Here is a 19,149-nt window from a genome sequence, read left to right on the forward strand (position 1 = left end):
CGCCGGGTGCGATCCCGATAGACCTGGTCTCGAGACCTGCCGCTGGTAGCTACCGGTATAGGGATTTCCTGGTCCCTTGTTCTGGCAGTTGGCGCTTGGATAGAACTGCGCGCAATAGCCGGGATTGTAGATGACCTCCTGCGCCATCGCAGGGCTTGCGAGCGCGGACGCAAGGATCGCCGCGGCGCCGAGAATCGCTGATCTTGTCATTGTGATTGCTCCGAAGGTCAGGTCAGAGCCCCACCGGAGGCGTGATCGGGTGTTCCGATTCGAGGGTTGTGCAATCGTCAAACCGGTGTGAAGTTCCGGCTGCCTATCATTTGAAGGATCATGGAATTTCATGCAGGTGCGCGACGTCGATTACCGCTGCGGCGAAACCAGTTTGCGCGGTTATCTCGCGCTTGACGAGAACGCTGCCGGGCCACGGCCGGGCGTTGCCGTATTTCACGAAGGGCTCGGGCTCGGCGAATTCGCGATGGAGCGTGCGCGCCGGCTCGCCGGTCTCGGCTATGTCGCGTTCGCCGCCGACATGTTCGGCGACCGTCGGCAGGCGACCAACCTGCAGGAGGTCGCGACCCTGGTCGGTGGGCTTCGCGCTGAGCCGGAAAAACTCCGCGCCCGTGGTCGCGCCGCGCTCGAAACACTCGCCGCGTTGCCGCAGGTCGATAGCCAAAGACTGGCGGCGATCGGGTTCTGCTTCGGCGGGTCGGTGGTGCTGGAGCTGGCGCGCGAGGGCGTTGAGCTGAAGGCGGTGGTCAGTTTCCACGGCGTGCTGGCGACCAAAATGCTGGCACAACCGGGGCTGGTGAAGGCCAGCGTACTCGTCTGCACTGGCGTCGACGATCCCTTGGCGCCGCCGGAACAGGTCGCCGATTTCGAGAACGAGATGCGCACCGCCAGGGTGAAGGACTGGCAGGTCATCGCCTACGGCAACACGCTGCACGGTTTTACCAACCCCGCCGCCGACGGCTCGATGCTGCGCGCCGCCTTGTACAACGAACAGGCCGACCGCCGCTCCTGGGCGTCGATGAAAAGCCTGTTCGATGAAGTCTTGACCTGACAAAGGCTTCCAACTGGTATTTCATGGCGTTTTCAAACGAAGCATGCCTCTGACTTGATCCGTGGGCACCGGTTCGCGTGAAATCAAAATCGAAGTTCATTCTTGAGCTGAACTTCAACTGATACAGCGGGTAGCAGGGGGCGTATGTTCGGAATTCTGGGGCTGGGGTTTTTGCTGGGCATGCAGCATGCGCTCGAGGCCGATCACATCGCCGCCGTCTCCAGCATCGCCGCGCGCCGCAGCCATGTGGCCGATATCGTCAAGCACGGCCTGACCTGGGGGCTCGGCCATACGCTGACGCTGTTCGTCTTTGCAGGCTGTGCCATCCTGCTCGGCCGCGCAATCCCCGAAACCGTTGCCCGGCCGATCGAGACCGCCGTCGGTGTCATGCTGGTCGGCCTCGGGGCGCATGTGCTGTGGCGTCTGTGGCGCGACCGGGTGCATTTCCACCGGCACGGCCATGGCGACGGCACGGTGCATTTCCATGCCCACAGCCATGCCGGCGAAACCAGCCCGCATGCCCGTGCGGCCCATGCCCACGACCATGGCTTCCGCTGGCGCACGCTACTGGTCGGGCTGATGCACGGCATGGCAGGCTCGGCTGCGCTTCTGGTGCTGGCGGTCACGCAGGCGTCCAGTCCGGCGGTCGGCCTCGGTTACGTCGCACTGTTCGGCGTCGGCTCGATGATCGGCATGGGCGCGCTGTCGACGGTGATCGCGGTGCCGCTCGCGGTCTCCGCCCGCTCGCTCACCTGGGCCAATCGCGGCCTGCAGGGGGCGGTGGGGCTTGCCACCGTCGCGATCGGAATTATGACTGTCTATGAAACTGCTTTCGCGTAAGGAACGATAGCAATGGATCGCCGCAATTTTCTGGCCGGAAGCGCCGCATGTTCGCTCGCAGCGATGACGGGCAAGGCGTTCGCGCAATCGGGCCCGCTGACCAAAATCATCTTCCCGTTTGCGGCCGGCGGCAGCGGCGACCTGCTATGCCGCCAGCTGGCGCAATATCTGCCTGCGCTCCTTGACCGCAATTTCATCGTGGAGAACCGCACCGGCGGCGACGGACTGATCGGCATCCGGGCGGTAAAGGGCGCGAATCCCGACGGCACCACGATCCTGATGACGACTGGCCCGACCATGTACCTGCTGCCCATGGTGGAGAACCAACCGAGCTTCGACTCCGCCAGGGATTTTGTGCCGGTCTCGCAACTTACCCGCTTCGAATTCGCCGTGGTCGTGAGCCCCGCGATCGAAGTCAAAGACTTCAAGGAATTGGCGGCCTGGTTGAAGGCGAATCCCGGCAAGGCGACTTATGGCACTCCGGGCAGCGGCAACATCCCGCATTTCACCGGCTGGCAGCTCGAGCAGGCGCTGGGCTTGTCGATGACCAAGGTGCCGTATCGTGGTACGGCGCTGATGGTCAACGATCTGATTGCAGGTCACCTCCCGTTTGGCATCACCACGGTTTCCGACACGATCACACAGCACCGCGCCGGAGGTTTGCGGATTGTCGCCGTGGCCAGCGAGACCCGTTCTTCGTTCTTGCCGGACATCCCAACTCTGAAGGAGAGCGGCGTCAATCTGGTAGCGGACGGCTGGTACGGCATGTGGCTGCCGGCCGGCAGCTCGCCAGAGTTCGCAAAGAAGCTGAGCACGGCCGTCGCCGAGGTGTTGGCGAAGTCCGAGGTGAAGGAAAAGCTGCTCGCGGTCATGCTGATTCCGGTTGGCTCCACGCCGGAGCAGTTGACGCAAAGGCTCGCGGCTGATCACGCATTCTGGCAGCCGATCGTGAAGGCTACCGGCTACAAGATCACGAATTAGAATCGCCGCTCGCGCCCGCAACGTTACGTGCGGATGCTGCGGAGATCGGGTTGGCGGCCCGCATCCTGGCGCGATGCTTCGCGCGTCGATGACGTATGGCGCGCTCCACCGCTGCGATCAAAGAGGCGACCCAATAGTCGAGTATCCAGCCTGCTTGGCCAAGCTCTCGATTGCTTTGTTTTGCTCGTAATGCCTGCGTCATGAAAAGATATCCTTGCCACCGGTGAGCAAGTGCTGCTTGTGGCTCAAAAAGTAACGGCACCGTTCGTACTTATCGCCGCGCTTCGAGAACGATGTTGAAGGGCGTCTCGGCCGCGATCCGCACGCGGCCAAATCCGGCTTCGCGCAGAACCGCTTCCAACCGGGCCGGTCCCGCTTGCCCGCCAAGGGCGAGCCCGACCTCCTGCGCCAGCGAAACCGGCGTACAGATCATGGTGGAGCCGGCATAATAGAGCCGGCCGACCGGATTGATATTGTCCTCCAGCCTGTCTCCTGCACGGGGCTCCACCGCCATGAATGTGCCGTCGGGGGCGAGAGCCTCCAGAATCCGGCGCGCTGAGCCGACGGGGTCTCCAAGGTCGTGCAGCGCATCGAAGCAACAGATCAGGTCGAAGTTGCTGCCCACAAAGTTCTTGGCCGTGGCGACATCAAATTCCGCCCTGGCTGCTACGCCGTCGCGTTTCGCGGCGTCGCGGGCGCAGGCGATAGAATCTTCGTGGTTGTCGACCCCGACAAATCTGGATCTTTCGAAGGCTTTCGCCATGAGAATGGTGGAGATGCCATGACCGCAGCCGATATCGGCGACCCGCGCACCGCTATCGAGCTTTTCAATCACACCGTCCAATGCGGGAAGCCATTCCTGCACGAGATGGGCTTTGTAGCTCACGCCGAAGAAGCGTGACATTCCGCTGAACAGGCAATTGCATCGTTCGTGATAGCCGGCGGCGCCGCCGTTGCGGAAAGCCTTGCTCACCTTGGGTTGGTCAACCATCACCGCCTGGCAGACTTCGAATGAGCCCAGCATGTAGACCGGACTTTCCGGGTTTCCGAAGACCATGGCCTGCTCGGGATTCATGACAAAGCGCCTGGTCGTGGCGTCATAGTCCAGATAACCGGCGGCTGCATGGGCGCTGAGCCATTCGCGCACAAGGCGCTCGACCGTTCCGGTGCGGCGCGCCAGTTCTTGCGGCGTCACCGGCCCCGTCTCGGCGAGCGCGTTATATAGCCCGAGTTCATCACCGATGCGGACCAAAGGCGCAATCATGGTGGCGCCAAGATCATCCAGTATCCGCGCAACGAAACCTTCCAGCTTCTGCTCGTTTAATTCTCTAACTATCTTATTCATTTCAACCTCCGGTTTGCGCGAGGAGACATAGGTCCAAGCGCGCGCCCGGCGAATGATCAGACCGCCGGATGGCTTGACTGAACGTCTGAATCCTTCCTATTTTTTTGCCGATCGTCCGGAAAGCATGACCGAGCGTCCGATTGGAGCTGCGACTATGGGGGCAGATGCTCTGTCTGATGTGCTGCGCGCCGTACGTCTCAGCAGTGCGATGTTCTTCCATCTTGACGTCCGGGCACCGTGGGTGGCCGCGGCGCCGGCATCATCCGCCTGCGCTTCTGCCGTGCTGCCGGGGGCACAGCATGTCATCGAGTATCACGTCGTGGTCGATGGCTGCTGCTGGGGCGGGTTGATCAATGAGCCTTCCGTACGGCTCGACGCGGGCGACATCATCGCATTTCCGCAAGGCGCGGCCCATGTGCTTTCCAGTGCGCCAGGCATGCAGGCGATCCCTGATCTGAGTTACTATCATCAGCCGACGGCCGATCAGCTTCCCCACAGGATCCGCCTCGGCGACAGCGGCCCCGCCGATGCGCGCATCCTGTGCGGATTTCTCGGCTGCGACACGCGTCCCTTCAACCCGCTGCTGGAGTCGCTGCCTGCGGTCCTGCATCTGCGGGGAAGTTCATATCGCGGCAATTCGAGCCTTGCTTTCCTGATCAATGCCGCACGGGCAGAGACGGAAGGGCGCCGGACGGGCGGAGAGGGCGTCCTTGCCCGACTGGGCGAACTGCTCTTCGTCGAGGCGATCAGATGCCATATCGAAGCACTTGGTCCCGAACAGACCGGCTGGCTTGCCGGCCTGCGCGATCGACACGTCGGTCAGGCGCTGAATCTCCTGCATGGCAAGCCCGCGGCTGACTGGACGTTGGATGAACTCGCGAGGATGGTGGGGCTGTCACGGTCGACGCTCGCGCAGCGCTTCACCCACCTCATCGGGCAACCGCCGATGCAGTATCTGACGCGCTGGCGCATGCAACTCGCGGCGGGTCTGCTGGCTTCGGGGCGCGATCCGATCGCGCGCGTGGCAGAGGCGGTAGGCTACGATTCCGAGGCCGCCTTCAATCGTGCGTTTCGCAGGACGGTAGGGACGCCGCCGGCGGCCTGGCGGCAGGCGCATGTAGTGTCGGAGTAGGCTTCGTTCCGATCTTCTCCCTGATCGCGCCGAGATCCCAGATGAGTTGGTTCAATCCGGATAGGTCCTGGAGCCGTCGCCCCCTTCTCGTGGGAACAATCGCGCCAGTGCTCAGTGGACGCTTGGCTGAACGGCAACATTTGCTGGAAAAATTGTCGCAAGATGTGCCGGTTCCACGGGCCCATATACCTTGTTAGTTGCCTGAATTACTGCATGATTTGTCTACGTTGCGGCGTCTTCGCGCTCTATGTGCCGGGAATACCACCGTGGCTGCGCTTTGACTTGACGATGATTCCCAAGTTTAACTCTAGCTATCGAGGCAGGGGTGTCGGCTTTTTTGTTTGATTCAGTTTGGCCGCGGCTGCCGACGGCAGGGAGAGCACCGCATGAGTTCATATTTTCGGCGGCAGCTTGCGGAGTACGTTGAATACCATCGTGACCCCTGGAATTGCGCGATGCATGTGTTCGGCATCGCGTTCCTGTTCCTGGCCGCTGTTCTTCCGCTCAGCCTGTGGTCCATCACCGTATTCGGGTTCCAGACCAGCGCGGCGACCATCGCCGTTGTACCGGTGCTCATCTACTGGTTCCTGCTCGACTTCGCGCTCGGAGCCGCGATCCTTGGGGCTGCAATCGTGTTGCTCTCCGTCGCTGCCGTGATCGTTAGTCATGCGACGACTGCTGGCATGTGGTCACTTACGGCCATACTGATTGTCGTTGGGGTCGCATCGCAGATCGTTGGGCACCGCGTGTTCGAGCGGCGGCAGCCGGCGCTGGTCGACAATCCGACCCACCTTTTGCTCGGACCAATGTTTGTCATGGCGAAGCTGTTTATCGCGCTGGGCTTTCGGCGCGATCTCGCTATCATCATCCAAGGGCAACCGCGAGGTGCTACATCGTGATCTCAAATAGCTCAGCTTGAGTGCACCCGCAGCATGACGCGCATACTCGTCACAGGCGGCAGCGGGTTCATCGGAAAGCACCTCGTCGCGGCGCTGATCGTGCGAGGTGGGCAGGTGAGGGTTCTCGATCTTCAGCCACCACCCCGCGCCTTGACGCAGGTTCAGTATATCAGTGGATCGGTACTTGATCGTGACCTGGTGGACCGAGCAATGGACGGGGTCGACGAGGTCTATCACCTGGCCGGCCTGCCGGGGATGTGGCTGCCGCGAAAAGCTGATTTTCTCACCGTCAATTACGGTGGCACCGAAATCGTCATTGAGACGGCGCGAAAGCGCGGCATAAGACGCTTCCTGCACTGCTCGACGGAATCCATTCTGTTCCGTGCCTCGCCATCGATGGTTCCTGTCGCTGACGATGCGCTCTTGCCGGACGACATGCCGGGTCCATATACGCGCTCGAAAATGCTCGCCGACCGATTCGCCATGCAGGCTGCCGCATCCGGATACCCGGTGGTGATCGGCTGTCCCACCATGCCGGTCGGCCCTTACGATCACAACGTTACGCCGCCGACGGCAATGCTCCGGTATTTTCTCAAGCGACGCCTTCAATTGCATCTTGATTTTGTCGTGAACCTCGTCGATGTGCGCGACGCCGCCGAAGGGCTGATCCTTGCCATGGAGCGCGGACAGGCTGGACATCGCTACGTTCTCGGCGGCGAAAGCATGCCGCTAAGACAGGTTCTCGAACTCATGGCTGAGATCAGCGGTCGTCGCGTCCGGTGCATTCATGTGAACGGCAAGGTCGCCGAAATGGTCACGGGAACGCTGGAGTTCATCGCCGATCACGTGACGCGCCGGCCCCCGTCCGGTACGGCCGAGGGCGTTCGTATCGCATTGCGGGCCGGGGCCTTGTCGATCGAGAAAGCACAACGAGAGCTGGGCTATGCGCCGGGCGCCGTCGAACCTGTGTTGCGGGAAACCATTGCGCATCTGCTCGATGCCGGCCACCATCAGCCTGAATGGAGCTCAACGCCGAGTAGTCGCGCTCGATCGCTTCACATCGAGCGCCGGTTTGGCGGTTGATTCAATCGCTCACTGAAGGTCCGCAACATGCTGCACGATCCTGGTCAATGGTTCGCTTTCGCCTTGAGTGGCTGGACCACTACCTGGCCCACACAGTTGCTCGCCGTCATCTGGATTTTGTGGGTCGTCAGTTGGGTTTTGGCGTCGTTCTGGTCCGGTCAAACCAAGAAACACGTGATGACCTGGGATTCGCTCAAATACCGGCTCCCCATTTTCGCAGGGGCAATTCTTTTCTTGCCATTGACCGGCAAGGTTCTGGGGGAAAAGCCGCTCTGGCAGTTTGGCAGCGTTGGCATCTACGCGCTGGCGTGCCTGGTCCTTGCGGGGATCTCGTTCACATGGTGGGCGAGAATTCATCTCGGACGTTTCTGGTCGAACGCAATCACGCACAAGGAAGGCCATCAGGTCATTGATACCGGTCCCTACGGGCTGGTGCGCCACCCGATCTATACGGGGCTTATCTTTGGGATGTTGGTGACGGGTGTCGCGGTCGGAACAGTGACCGCGATGCTGGGTGCGGTGCTGATCTCGCTCGGGATGTCGTTGAAGGCCCGCATGGAAGAAGGCTTCCTCACGGCTGAACTCGGTGCGGATGCCTATGGATCGTATTGCCGTCGCGTTCCGATGCTGATTCCGTTCCTGCCGCCCCACTGACCCGCAGGCTACCGTTTCGGTTGCGTCGCCGCTGATGTCGCGACAGGCGGAACGAGACGGCGCGGAACAAAGACGCGCTGGCCAACTGATAGCGGCGCACTCTCCGAGTACTGATTGACTTGGGTAAGTGACCACAGCGGCACATGGTTAAGTGCTGCAAGCCTCTGCAACGTATCGCCCGAACGGGCGAATTGCTGCGTGCCGCTGTCCCACAGCTCGATTGGGGCATTGGGAGGAACAACGTAGCGCAGCGGCACCGCCTCTCCACTGGTTGGCAAAGGCGTCGTCGCAAGTTGCGCAATTGCAGTCACCAATTGCTCGTGGACGGAATCCATCTTGTCGATGTTGATGTGGGTGACTTCCTCATGCTCCTTCAAATCGAAGCTCGCGTAGTGACCCCGGTATCCCGGCTCCGCAACCACATCGCCGCCGCCCAATACGCTGTCGGACAGGAAAATGTTGATGTAGCGCTCGACGTTCAGCGGCACCTTCGGGCTGGCGTGGGCCGGATCAATGGTGACCACCAGGCTAACCGGGATGTTTTCGGACTTCAGTATCCCGGCGAACGTCAGGGCACAAAGTCCGCCCATCGAATGACCGATCAGGACGACCGGAGCGGCATTGTCACGGTAATCGCGGATAGCCTGATCTGCGATCAGCCGGCAAATGGTGAATTCGTAGACGTCAGCCCGGATGCCGGCTTGTTCGAGGCGCTTGGTCAGATGGTCCATCCCGCGCGAAAAGATCGGCCCGAGCGCGCCGCGGAACAGGTAGACGCGCGCCTGCGCCTGGGTCGCGGCTGGCGCCGCGGCGGGGAGGGTCGTCGCGGCGGCATTGGTCGAGCGTGCGACCGGACCGGCGAGTGCCAGATTGCAAATGGTCGAGAAGATGCAAATGGAAAGGGCTGTACGGATCACCACGGCCGCAATCTGCGTCGGATTTCTCATGTACATTCCGCTCGCGATCTAGACGTAAAGGTGCGCCGGACCATGAATGCCGGCGGGCCACGCCACCCAGCGCGTTGTGGGCGATCTATCGCTGGGGAATTGGCGGAATTGCGGCACTCGTCGCTTTGGCGACGGCGTTCGAACCGCCGCTACTAACGTACCGCTGCGGTGCTTGCCGTGCCAGGTCTCGGTGCGCTTGCCGCTCCAGCCTGCCGCGGCTTCTGCACCCCTGAAGCCGGTACAGACCGGCCGAAGACGACAGCGTCGATCTCGCTTATCACCTTCCGCTGCATGATCTGGTTCTTTTCGATGGACATGTGCCCGACGCCAGGAACGTTCTGCACATTGATGTTCTCGAGCTTGCCCTGGAATTGCGCGGTCTTTGCGACCGGCTCGCCGTTGCCGTTGGCGATGTAGAAGTTTACGTAGCGTCCCACGCGCCCCGAGAGCTTGGTGCGAAACACCGAATCCAGGCCGATTGCAAGCTTCACCGGAGCGCCAAGCTGGTCCAGCCTGGCGACCATGTCGGGCAATGCGGTCGCGCCCGAGGAATGCCCGACCAGAATGATCGTCTTGATCCTGCCACTTTTGTATCCGGCGGCGGCTTCGTCGGCGAGCGACGACCACGAGGCGAAGTTCGCGACAGTGACCGGGATGCCCTGCGCCCGCAGCTGTGCCGCAATGTCATCGAGACCCAGAGAAAAGATGTTGAGCACACCGCGGAGCAGGTAGACATGAGCGGTCGAAGCCGCCGACGCGGAATTTCTCATCGCTTGTGCGGGGCTTGCGCCGACCGACAGGAGCAGCAAGACCGCGATCGCCATTGCGTGCAGTCGAAGCCACGATGCCCGGCCGGGAACGGATGACCAGCCGACAAATACTGGGTCGTCGCGATATGGCTTCATTGCGCTCCTCGAATGGCTGCGGAGTGTTTCGCCGGGCGACCGTAGCGCCCGCGCGCTTGGAACTGCAATAAATGTGGCGTGAGCAGCCGCAATTTACCAACACGACGTGGCTCCGCCGCAACACCAATCATGCGTGCAGGGCGCGAGTTTTATGGCTTCATCCCGATCTTTTCCCTGATCGCGCCGAGTTCCGCTTCATCCCAGATGCCGATCAGCACACCGTTCTTCACCTGCAATTGCTGGGCAGCATATGCCGCGATCTTCGCGTTCGGCGTGGTGACGTGCATTTTCGGATGCAGCGCCCAGTCGAACAGCTCCGATTGCAGCCGCGCCACGATATCGGCGCAGGCGGGGTCGGCGCCGCGGTCGGTCAATTCCTGCGGGTCGTTTGCGAGGTCGTAGAGCATCGGCCGGAAGCCGGAGGCGTGGATGAATTTCCAGCGGCCATCGAACACCATGAACAGCCGGCAGCGCTCGATCGGCTGGCCCAGCATCACGCGGACGTCCTGCATGGCGTAGTCGTATTCGGAGAACACGACCTTGCGCCAGTCAGCCGGCCGCTCGCCATGCAATAGCGGCAGCAGCGAACGTCCTTCCAGAATGTGGTCCGGCGGATTGCTGCCGAAATAGTCGATGAAGGTCGGCGCCAGATCGATCGCTTCGACCAGCGCATCGCTCACGGTGCCGCGCGTGCTGTCGGCGGCGCTTGACGGATCGATCACGATCAGCGGGATCCTGGCCGATTGCTCGTGGAACAGATCCTTCTCGCCCATCCAGTGATCGCCGAGATAGTCGCCATGGTCCGACGTGAACACGATCATGGTGGTGTCGAGCAGGCCGCGCGCTTCGAGGAACTGCATCAGGACGCCCATCTGGTCGTCGATCTGCTTGATCAGGCCCATATAGGTCGGAATGACCTTTTCGCGCGCCTCGTTGCGCGACATGTTGCGGGAGTAGCGCATGTCCATATAGGCGGCGAACACCGGATGGGCGTTGGCGCGTTCCTCCTGCGAGCGGATCACCGGCTGCACGTCCTGTGGGCCGTACATGCTGGCGTAGGGCTCCGGCGCGATATAGGGCCAGTGCGGCTTGATGTAGGACAGATGCAGGCACCATGGCCTTCCGTCGTCCTCGGCTTCCGCAATGAACTCCATCGCGCGCCGCGTCATGTAGGGCGTCTCCGAATGCTCGTCCGGCACGCGTGCCGCCTTGTCGGCGTGCACTAGCAGCCAGCCGTTCTGCAGGCTCCCGTCCTCGGCCGCGCCGGAATTGGCCCAGTGCTCCCACGGATTGGGGGCGTCGTAGCCGTGCTGGCGCAAATAATTGTCGTAGGCCGGGCGCGGCCGCCCCGTCGGATGCAGGCCGTCGTCGCGCTCATAGGGTTCGAACCCGCATTCCGACACATGCACGCCGATGATCGAGTCCTGGGGGATGCCGAGATTCTTCAGGCCCTCCAGATCCGGCGCCATATGCGTTTTGCCGACCAGCACGTTGCGGACGCCGATCTTCTTCAAGTGATCGCCGAGCGTCGGTTCGCCTATGCGCAGCGGCCAGCCGTTCCAGTGCGAGCCGTGCGAGCGCATGTAGCGGCCGGTATAGAACGACATCCGCGACGGGCCGCAGATCGGTGACTGCACATAGGCCTTCGAGAACAGAACGCCGCGCTTGGCCATCGCGTCGATGTTTGGAGTCTTCAGAACGGAGTGCCCGGTGCAGCCGAGATAGTCGTAGCGAAGCTGGTCGCACATGATCCACAGCACGTTCTTTGCGGGCGTTTTGGTCGTCATTTCAGGCATTTCGGCTGGAGTTCGGAGGAAGCGGGAGAAGGCGGGATGGTGCGACATTGCCGCGCAAATGACAATCGAGCGGGCGCCAACTCCCCGGGGTCGCCCTGCCGATCCCGTGGTCGGCCTTCCGATCCACCTCGGCGTTAACGTTTGGATAGCGACTTTTCTCGCAATTGAACGGCGATCCATGCTGGCGCGTTAGCCTTACCGGCAGTTTGGCCGGCCGCCTTAACCCCTGAAACGGCGTGTCGGATTAAATTGGGACTCCATGAAAACGGAATCCCAAGCGATGCGCGTTGCCTCGACACTGGCAATTTTGGCGGCGATGACGTCGACGGCCTTTGCCGGAGGTGGCTTCGAGATCGTGATTCCAGGCCGCCCCGGCGTACCCGTCATCATTAACGGCGTCGATGCATCCTATGCGGTGGTCGAGGGCGATTGGGGGCTGGGCAAAGGCACCCATGTCGAGCCGACCGTCTACGGTGGCCGCTATGTCGATCCCGTGCCCCACGTCGGCCGTTATTATCCGAGCGCCGGCCGCATGCCCGGTTACGGGCGGCTGGAAATCGAGCCGCCGGCGAACCGCAGATTGCCGCAGCCGGCCGAGAGCTATCATCAATCCTGGTCGGCGCAATCGGCGCCGCTGCCGGCGCAATCCAACGTCCCCGTCAATCCGCCCGAGATCATCTACGCGCCGCAGGAGCGAAGGCGAGGGCCGCAGCATTTTCCACGCTAACCAACGAAAATATCGACAGGAGAGAGTAATGCGTCAGATACTTAAAGGATTGATCGCGGCAGTTGCCGTCATGGCCGCAGCGCCCGCGATGGCCTGCGGTTACACCGCTTGTGCACAGCCGGTCTATGTCGCGCCGGTCGCGGCTTATGCCGGCTGCAGTCCCTGCGGCGGCTGGGTCCGTGAACGTCTGCCCGATCCGGAGCAGCAGTATTATTGGGTCAACCAGGGCCCGACCTATACCGGTCCCGGCAACTGGGCGCCGCGTCCGGTCTATCGCGAAGGCTCGATCTCCGGTTATGGCTATGGCTACAATCGGCCCTATCGCGCGCACCGCTACTATCACCGCCATCACCATGGCTACGCGGCGCGTTATTACCACGGCCAGCGCGTGCTGCGCCGCTACTACTGATCTCGCGATCGGTGAAGGATTTCGGCGCCCGTTCGCATTGATTTGCGGGCGGGCGTTGTCCTTTCATTTCATCAGGCCGAGCCGGCTCGCGCCGATATAGAGCGCCAGCACCGCGGCGTTCGACACGTTCAGGCTCTTGATCTCGCCGGGCATGTCGAGCCGCGCCACCACGCTGCAGGTCTCGCGCGTCAGTTGCCGCAGGCCCTTGCCCTCGGCCCCCAGCACCAGCGCCAGCGGCTGCTGCAGCGTCACCGCGCCGAGGTCCTCGCTGCCCTCGCTGTCCAGCCCAACCGTCATGAAGCCGCGGTCGTTCAACTCGTTGAGCGCGCGGGCAAGGTTCTGCACGGTCACCAGCGGTACCAGCTCCAGCGCGCCGGAGGCGGATTTCGCCAGTACGCCGGTGGCCTCCGGGCTGTGCCGGGCCGTGGTGATGATCGCTTTCACCGCAAATGCCGCCGCCGAGCGCATGATTGCGCCGACATTGTGCGGATCGGTGATCTGGTCGAGCACCAGCACGATGCCTTCCTGAGCCAGCGTATCGATATCAGGCGAGGGCAGGGGCTCGGCCTCCGCCAATAGCCCCTGATGCACGGCGTCGGGGCCGAGCCGCTGGTCGATTGCGTTCGGGCGGACGATTTCGGGGGGAACGCGGGTGTCGATATTCTCGTCCGCCAGGCGCTTTGCGGCGTTTTCGGTCAGGAACAGCTTTCGGATCTGCCGTTCCGGGTTGGCCAGGGCCGCCGAAACCGTGTGCCAGCCATAAAGAATCACCGGCCCGTCAGGGCTCGAATCCCGGTCCCGGCCCGGCGGACGGGCGAATTTCCGCCCTTTTTCGAAGGGTTTACCGCCGCCACGGCGGAACGGCGGTTTTCGGTCGCGATCGCTCATGGGGAGCTTGTGTCACGGGGACCCGAATATGGCAATTTGGCCTCATCAGATGCGTTTTTGGCAGGCTCCGTTGGTTGACTTTGCTATCCCGCTTCGCCCATAAACGCGCCGGTCGAAGCCGGTTCGAAACAGGCTTTCGGCCTCAGCGTCATCCATGGTCCGGTCCTCCGCCACTCGGGCGGCCGGTTCGGCGACGCTGGCGGACGGGGAAGTGTCCCGAGTGGCAAAGGGAGCTGACTGTAAATCAGCCGCCTCATGGCTTCGAAGGTTCGAGTCCTTCCTTCCCCACCAGCCTTCGCTCGCGAAGCGAGAGAAGGCTGCCACGCCGAAGCCCAACGGGCGAAGGCGGGCTGTGGCCGCGAGCTACGGCTCGGCAAGCCGCTTTTCCCAACGCGTCATCCGAATTCTCATCTCTCCTTCGCTCGCTCCGCGAGCTACGGCTCGGCAAGCCCACCGTAGCGAAGGCTGCCGTGGCGTAGAGAGCGCACCCGCGCCCTCGCCGATGCGGGTACGGGCGGGCCGTCGGGATGGGCAAGCCGGTATTGACCCGGATGTTGACCCGGGCCGCCGGAGCGAGGTGGTGGTCACGCAGAAGAATAATCGAGCGAGGCGTCCGCGACTCATGCACTCATGGAAGGCCTAGCTCGCGGCGCCGCGTCGGCTATCTACAACTTTGCGGCGAGACGAGCTTGGAACCGACCTGTTCTACAGGCTAAAATGAGAAAGCATCGTATTTACCCGGCTCCTCGAAGATTATGCCAGACAATCGCCCTGACTACCCTGACAGGTTCGGCCCGGCCCTTCGCGGGCTGCTGACGACGGGTCTGCTGACGCCATTCGCGATCAAGGCCACCGAAAATATCGCGGATGGGCACTATTTTCCAGGTGGCGTCTATGCCGCCCTTGCCATCGTCATTCTGCTCGTAGGCGTATATTGGGCAAAGTTAGAAATCCTCTCAGCTCGGATAGGCGTCGCGGTCACGTCCAGCGCAGCGCCGGTAGTGCTGAGCATGTTGACGACGGTGGTTCTTGCATCCGTCTATTTCTTTGGAGCGTCTGTCGGCCGAGGACAAACAGTCTCACCGACCCCCATTGGAAATGTCGTCTGGAACCTCGAACAGACGGCTCGGAGCGCCGGCTGGTTCCTGAGCATGAACAAGGTGGGAAACGGGGAAGTACGTGTAACTGGATTTAGCGCGCACGGCCGAAATACTTCAAGCCAACCCATCAAGCACTTTAGCGGTTATATGCGCTCTGATCTGACCAATGCCCAGATTCCAATCTTTGTGCTGGGGCAAGATCAAGATGAGGAAAAATTGAAAGTTTGCTTCTCTCATTCTTGGATACCGACACTCCCGCAGGAAACCTATGGCATCCCCGGATATGCCGACTTTGACATCGTAACCTTTGAAAACGCTGTGACGCTGCCCGGAGCAGACGGCGTGCCTTTAGCTAAATTTATGAACGACTTTGTGCCGTTCACGATTTTTCTCGAGTACGACGGCACCAAGTATGAACGGCAATTCACGAAGGCCGAAGTCGACAAGCAAGTAGAAACGTTTGTGAGAAGTATCAATCCTCAAAGCACGCCTCGCGTCTTGCGAAGGCCAAGTGCTAAGCCGCCGGTTCTACCGACCCTGCAAACTCTGCTACCACCAAATTTACCAAAACCTGGGCTTTCAAGTCCGATCCCTTCGGTAGGCTTACCCAAACTCCCGACGAACTGAGTTGCGCTGGGGACCGCAACCTAGAACGGGCAGTCCGAGCCGTCCGCTGGATAGTCTGGAGGCCGTCAGCCGGGAAGCCGTGGTTCGATAGGCTCGTTATCCCATGGTCCGAAATCCTCTTCGAACCGTCTTTTGTCTTCGACGATCAGCTCTTCAGCATTCGTTCGAGCCCATATTAGCACATCGACAGTCCACTGCAGATGAGAAACACACGCCGGTGCTGAAGGCATGCCTGCAGGACTTCAGCCGGCGCTGGAATAAAGCTCTGGTCCCTCCGCAACTGACGGATGGCTGAAACAACTACCGCGCAATTGAAGCCGGCGCTGTGGCCTTCCCGCAGCTCCTCATCGTACAGAATCGAGTCGATCAGGCCGAACGAGTATGCCGGCGAGACGGTCTTGGTGTTCGGTGCAGCCGCCAGCATCGCGCCGAACGCAAGCGCATACTATCCGGGAGGCGCCGGGACATGCTCCGCATCATAGAACAGCTCTTTGCCTTCTTGAGCACCCCGGTTTCCGGCACGATGCCCAGACGCTCGTTCGCCGCATCGACAAATTCATAGAGATCGCTGCGCCGCAGATCGAAAAGCTGGCGATTGTGGTGCGGGTCCCGCTTTTGCACTCGGCGAGCCAATCTCGGGCCGGCCGGAGCTTCGCCAGTGCGTCCAGAGTGGGCTTCGCCGCCGCGAATGCGGTCTTGACCGGATCTTCGATCTTGGCCCCGTCCGCGAGCTGGTTGCCAATGTGGACGACGTCACCGGCCGCGCAGCGAAGGCGTAGACGGACTGGTGCCGTCCATACGCGAGCTACGGCAAGGCAAGCCATCCACCTTCAACTCTCCCACCGCCCGCCCGCTCAAACACACACCACCTACTTCTGCGCGTTGGAGAAAGCCGTTTCGAGCACGTCGCCGATCGGCTGCCAGGTGCGGCCGTCGAATTGAATGAGCCGCAGGTGTTTGATCGGCCGGAAGTTCCAAGGTCCCGTGCTGATTTTGATCCCGGGCAACAACATGGAGCCTTGATAGTCTTTCAGGGCCGCTGCCTGCTTCATGACGTTCTCGCGAGACAGGTCGTTGCCGCATTGCTTGAGCACCTGGGCCAATGTCTCGGCGGCGGCGTAGCCGAACACGGCGTTACTGTCGTCTGTGCCGCCGGCCCGATTATATTTCTCAACAAATGTCTGCCAGTCCTTGGCGGCTTGCTCGTCCTTCCAGGCCGGATCATTCGCATCCTTCAAGAAAGTGGCTGTAATGACGCCCAAGGATCTTTCCTGGCCGGCGGGCTTTGGCGCCGTCGCGATCGATGACGCCATATGGTTCAAGATGAACACCGGGTGCCAATTGAGATCCGCCGCTATTCGGGCGACTTTCGCTGCGTTTTCCGGCACCCCTGCGAATACGAAAATTTCGGCTCCTGATCGCTTCAAGATCGATACGTGCGTGTCCAGATGCTCGTCTGCGATATCGTAGGCGATGTCGACCCTGATCATCCGGGCAATGTCACCGAGCCCGTCTTCCAACCCCTTGAACAGTTCTCGACCGAAATGATCGTTCTGCCAAAGGGCTACGATTCTTTTTCCGGGGTAGAACGCGTGGATGTAGTTGGCGTAGATGCGTCCCTCTTCGCGAATGGAGGGCTGCCAGCCCATTGTCCACGGAAACAGCGATGGATCGCTCAGATGATCGTCTCCGGAGGCGACAAAGAGTTGGGGAATTTGCCTTTCGTTCAAGTATGCGCGAACGGCAAAATTCCCCGGCGTTCCGAACGAACCGAACATCAAGAGCACGTCGTCTTTCTCGATGAGGTCGCGCGTGAGGCTTAGAGCCGTCGATGGATCGGATTTGTCGTCATATGAGATGAAGCGCACCTTGCGGCCGTTGATCCCGCCGCGCTCGTTGATCATCTCAAAATACGCAGCTTCGGCTTTTCCAATCGCGCCGAAGACCTCCAAACTCCCGCTATAGGGCATAACGTTGCCGATGCGAATTTCAGTGTCGGTCACGCCTGGATCGCGCACCCGCTCGGTGATCGCGCCCAATGACGTAAGCGCCAGGACAAGAGCAATCAGCATTCGGAGCATGGTTTGCATCGGATGAACTCCGTTACAAAGAGTGCAGCCAGATTTCGAGACCTATGGGAGGCCCTCAACGTGATCTAGATCAAGCGCCAACAAATTGACGGCAGCGTGATCGATAGCTGGCGGCAGGCCCGAGCAGGTTCCCGCACAACGTGATGCGACAAGCGTACGCCGTCGATCGGTTGTGTCAACGAAACCGCTTTTGTTCCCCTGGCGGCAAGCCGCCCCCTTGCACTCCCGCCGGCCACCGCGACGAAGCGGGCAGGAGAGCACATCATGTTCGAATGGCTGATCGCCCTTGATCGCGGTCGTTCTGCTGATCACGATTCTCGATGATCGCCGCGATCGGGCTAACCGCCTTCTGCCGCGGTTTCCGGCAAGGATTCTCCGGGGAGATAAAGCCTGATCGGGCGGATTTCGTAGACGGCGGACGGATTGACCCGGTGCAGGTCGCGCGCAATGCCAATCGCTTCCTCCTCGTCGGCGCAATTCAGCACATATAGACCCAGCAACTGCTCTTTCGTTTCGGCAAACGGCCCGTCGATGACCATTCCGGCGCCCGGACCTCGCAAGGTGCGGGCTTCTGCCGTCGCGCCCAGCCGTGCCGCCGGCCCGAGCAGCTTCTTCGCGTTCAGCCGGTCATGCACGGCCAGCAGTTCGGTCATCAGGGCCGCGTCCTCCTCCGCCGTCCAGGACGTGACCTCGGCTTCGACGTGGTAGGCCAGCATGGCGTAGAGCATCGCTTTCTCCTTTATGCGGCGGCCGGATTGGCTGCTTCCCGAGGACGTTTTGCCGCGCCCGGTCCCGACATTCCGGCGGCCCACGAAACATTCCGGAAACACGATATATCGGATTGCCCTTGAACGAGAGGTGGCGGGCTCTCGACTGATGGGCAGAACGCGAGCCAACGCACACCATTCAAGGAGACGGTCATGCGACGCCAGCCTGCCACGATCATCTGCGATGCCGCCAGATTGCGTGCACCGCAGCCGGCGTCATCGCAAGCGGGCGATTGGCACGACGTCACCGGCCATCACCGCTACTACGGCAGTTCGGCCATCAATGGCGGCGAGCGCATCGTCGAAGACCGCCGCCGCCCGCGTTTCGTCAATCTCTGCGGTTTCTGACTTCTTCGGCGAGCCGCCCGGCAAATCATCAAAGCAAATGAAAAAACGCGGCGGGATGGCTCCCGCCGCGCTCCAACTCTTGTGCTCGCTGGTCCAGGCCTGAGAGCGCCCGGAGCCAGACCTTCAAACAGGCCTAGCGGGCGATCCCAGCGAGGTGACAGCGCTTGGTATAAGACACTGGATCACCTCCTTTCTTTGTTGATGGAAACATCAATATAGGCGGCGAATCGGGCCCTGTTAAGGCCCCGGACCGGCCGATGGACCGCTCCCCAGGATGTTCGGACCAGGGCGGCGGGGCGGGTTGAGGCCGCCTGCACGGCGTGTTAGGTCAACGCCAGCGCGGGTGTAGCTCAATGGTAGAGCAGCAGCCTTCCAAGCTGAATACGAGGGTTCGATTCCCTTCACCCGCTCCATTTCATTCCTGTGTCCAGCCCGGAGACATAGGTAACGGGTCGTACCTAAGACATGGGTGACAACCTCGTGCCGAACGGGTTGTCGAGGGGTTGCAGGGTTTTCTGCTCCAGGTCGAAGTATCCAAGATCATAGTGCAT

The 19,149-nt window shown here is 61.4% G+C and carries 20 protein-coding genes and 2 tRNA genes; 13 read left to right on the top strand and 9 right to left on the bottom strand.

Features of this window, described 5'->3' with window-relative positions:
- The first annotated feature begins 340 nt into the window (after positions 1–340).
- The 3 genes from C7G61_RS18570 (at position 341) to C7G61_RS18580 (ending at position 2,881) form a co-directional block, all read left to right on the top strand.
- Positions 341–1,060 carry a dienelactone hydrolase family protein gene (locus C7G61_RS18570; protein WP_108516852.1) on the top strand — a complete coding sequence of 240 codons (720 nt, stop codon included), beginning with the start codon at positions 341–343 and terminating at the stop codon, positions 1,058–1,060.
- 144 nt (positions 1,061–1,204) lie between these two features.
- Complete coding sequence (locus tag C7G61_RS18575; protein ID WP_108516855.1) at positions 1,205–1,900, top strand: sulfite exporter TauE/SafE family protein; 696 nt, start codon at positions 1,205–1,207, stop codon at positions 1,898–1,900.
- 63 nt (positions 1,901–1,963) lie between these two features.
- Positions 1,964–2,881, top strand: a complete 918-nt coding sequence (locus C7G61_RS18580) for a Bug family tripartite tricarboxylate transporter substrate binding protein (protein WP_244608346.1) — start codon at positions 1,964–1,966, stop codon at positions 2,879–2,881.
- Here the strand turns inward: C7G61_RS18580 and C7G61_RS43950 are convergent.
- Positions 2,871–3,083, bottom strand: coding sequence for a hypothetical protein (locus tag C7G61_RS43950; RefSeq protein WP_145963643.1), 213 nt, complete (start codon positions 3,081–3,083; stop codon positions 2,871–2,873). The genes C7G61_RS18580 and C7G61_RS43950 overlap by 11 nt on opposite strands.
- A gap of 69 nt (positions 3,084–3,152) precedes the next feature.
- On the bottom strand, positions 3,153–4,226 hold the full coding sequence (locus tag C7G61_RS18585; protein WP_108516861.1) for a class I SAM-dependent methyltransferase: 1,074 nt from the start codon (positions 4,224–4,226) through the stop codon (positions 3,153–3,155).
- Positions 4,227–4,380: 154 nt separating this feature from the next.
- On the opposite strand from C7G61_RS18585, the gene C7G61_RS18590 reads away from it, so the two are divergent.
- From C7G61_RS18590 to C7G61_RS18605, 4 genes are all read left to right on the top strand, one after another.
- Entirely contained in the window at positions 4,381–5,358 is a 978-nt protein-coding gene (locus tag C7G61_RS18590) for an AraC family transcriptional regulator (RefSeq protein WP_108516951.1), read from the top strand.
- Positions 5,359–5,744: 386 nt separating this feature from the next.
- Positions 5,745–6,257, top strand: coding sequence for an Mpo1 family 2-hydroxy fatty acid dioxygenase (locus C7G61_RS18595; RefSeq protein WP_108516864.1), 513 nt, complete (start codon positions 5,745–5,747; stop codon positions 6,255–6,257).
- Positions 6,258–6,290: 33 nt separating this feature from the next.
- Positions 6,291–7,340, top strand: coding sequence for an NAD-dependent epimerase/dehydratase family protein (locus C7G61_RS18600; RefSeq protein ID WP_108516866.1), 1,050 nt, complete (start codon positions 6,291–6,293; stop codon positions 7,338–7,340).
- Positions 7,341–7,367: 27 nt separating this feature from the next.
- Complete coding sequence (locus C7G61_RS18605) at positions 7,368–7,994, top strand: methyltransferase family protein (RefSeq protein WP_108516868.1); 627 nt, start codon at positions 7,368–7,370, stop codon at positions 7,992–7,994.
- A gap of 8 nt (positions 7,995–8,002) precedes the next feature.
- Here the strand turns inward: C7G61_RS18605 and C7G61_RS18610 are convergent, their stop codons facing one another.
- From C7G61_RS18610 to C7G61_RS18620, 3 genes are all read right to left on the bottom strand, one after another.
- Positions 8,003–8,941 (bottom strand): LysM peptidoglycan-binding domain-containing protein, encoded by a 939-nt coding sequence (locus tag C7G61_RS18610; protein ID WP_108516871.1) that lies wholly within the window; start codon positions 8,939–8,941, stop codon positions 8,003–8,005.
- 152 nt (positions 8,942–9,093) lie between these two features.
- Positions 9,094–9,846: a hypothetical protein gene (locus C7G61_RS18615; RefSeq protein ID WP_108516874.1), complete on the bottom strand. Its 753-nt coding sequence runs from the start codon at positions 9,844–9,846 to the stop codon at positions 9,094–9,096.
- Positions 9,847–9,995: 149 nt separating this feature from the next.
- Positions 9,996–11,633: an alkaline phosphatase family protein gene (locus C7G61_RS18620; RefSeq protein ID WP_108516876.1), complete on the bottom strand. Its 1,638-nt coding sequence runs from the start codon at positions 11,631–11,633 to the stop codon at positions 9,996–9,998.
- A 289-nt stretch (positions 11,634–11,922) separates the two neighbouring features.
- On the opposite strand from C7G61_RS18620, the gene C7G61_RS18625 reads away from it, so the two are divergent.
- Together C7G61_RS18625 and C7G61_RS18630 are read left to right on the top strand one after the other, a co-directional pair.
- On the top strand, positions 11,923–12,369 hold the full coding sequence (locus C7G61_RS18625) for a hypothetical protein (protein ID WP_108516953.1): 447 nt from the start codon (positions 11,923–11,925) through the stop codon (positions 12,367–12,369).
- 28 nt (positions 12,370–12,397) lie between these two features.
- On the top strand, positions 12,398–12,778 hold the full coding sequence (locus C7G61_RS18630) for a hypothetical protein (protein ID WP_108516878.1): 381 nt from the start codon (positions 12,398–12,400) through the stop codon (positions 12,776–12,778).
- A 63-nt stretch (positions 12,779–12,841) separates the two neighbouring features.
- Here C7G61_RS18630 and rlmB read toward each other — a convergent pair whose 3' ends face one another.
- Positions 12,842–13,666 carry a 23S rRNA (guanosine(2251)-2'-O)-methyltransferase RlmB gene (rlmB, locus tag C7G61_RS18635; RefSeq protein WP_108516880.1) on the bottom strand — a complete coding sequence of 275 codons (825 nt, stop codon included), beginning with the start codon at positions 13,664–13,666 and terminating at the stop codon, positions 12,842–12,844.
- Between the two features lie 205 nt (positions 13,667–13,871).
- Between rlmB and C7G61_RS18640 the strand changes: the two genes are divergently transcribed.
- A tRNA-Tyr gene (locus tag C7G61_RS18640) sits at positions 13,872–13,957 on the top strand.
- A gap of 464 nt (positions 13,958–14,421) precedes the next feature.
- Positions 14,422–15,393 (top strand): hypothetical protein, encoded by a 972-nt coding sequence (locus C7G61_RS18645; protein ID WP_108516882.1) that lies wholly within the window; start codon positions 14,422–14,424, stop codon positions 15,391–15,393.
- 175 nt (positions 15,394–15,568) lie between these two features.
- On the opposite strand, the gene C7G61_RS18650 is transcribed toward C7G61_RS18645, so the two are convergent.
- The 3 genes from C7G61_RS18650 to C7G61_RS18665 all read right to left on the bottom strand — a co-directional run bounded on the left by C7G61_RS18650 (position 15,569) and on the right by C7G61_RS18665 (position 18,211).
- Positions 15,569–15,817: a hypothetical protein gene (locus tag C7G61_RS18650; RefSeq protein ID WP_108516884.1), complete on the bottom strand. Its 249-nt coding sequence runs from the start codon at positions 15,815–15,817 to the stop codon at positions 15,569–15,571.
- 445 nt (positions 15,818–16,262) lie between these two features.
- Positions 16,263–17,483 (bottom strand): ABC transporter substrate-binding protein, encoded by a 1,221-nt coding sequence (locus C7G61_RS18660; RefSeq protein ID WP_108516888.1) that lies wholly within the window; start codon positions 17,481–17,483, stop codon positions 16,263–16,265.
- Between the two features lie 338 nt (positions 17,484–17,821).
- Positions 17,822–18,211 carry a YciI family protein gene (locus C7G61_RS18665; protein ID WP_108516955.1) on the bottom strand — a complete coding sequence of 130 codons (390 nt, stop codon included), beginning with the start codon at positions 18,209–18,211 and terminating at the stop codon, positions 17,822–17,824.
- Between the two features lie 192 nt (positions 18,212–18,403).
- Here C7G61_RS18665 and C7G61_RS18670 point away from each other — a divergent pair, with 192 nt between their 5' ends.
- Both C7G61_RS18670 and C7G61_RS18675 read left to right on the top strand, forming a co-directional pair.
- Complete coding sequence (locus C7G61_RS18670; protein ID WP_108516890.1) at positions 18,404–18,598, top strand: hypothetical protein; 195 nt, start codon at positions 18,404–18,406, stop codon at positions 18,596–18,598.
- 339 nt (positions 18,599–18,937) lie between these two features.
- Positions 18,938–19,011 (top strand) — tRNA-Gly (locus C7G61_RS18675).
- Positions 19,012–19,149: the final 138 nt, after the last annotated feature.

This window comes from Bradyrhizobium algeriense (genome assembly GCF_003062295.1).
Classification (GTDB): domain Bacteria; phylum Pseudomonadota; class Alphaproteobacteria; order Rhizobiales; family Xanthobacteraceae; genus Bradyrhizobium; species Bradyrhizobium algeriense.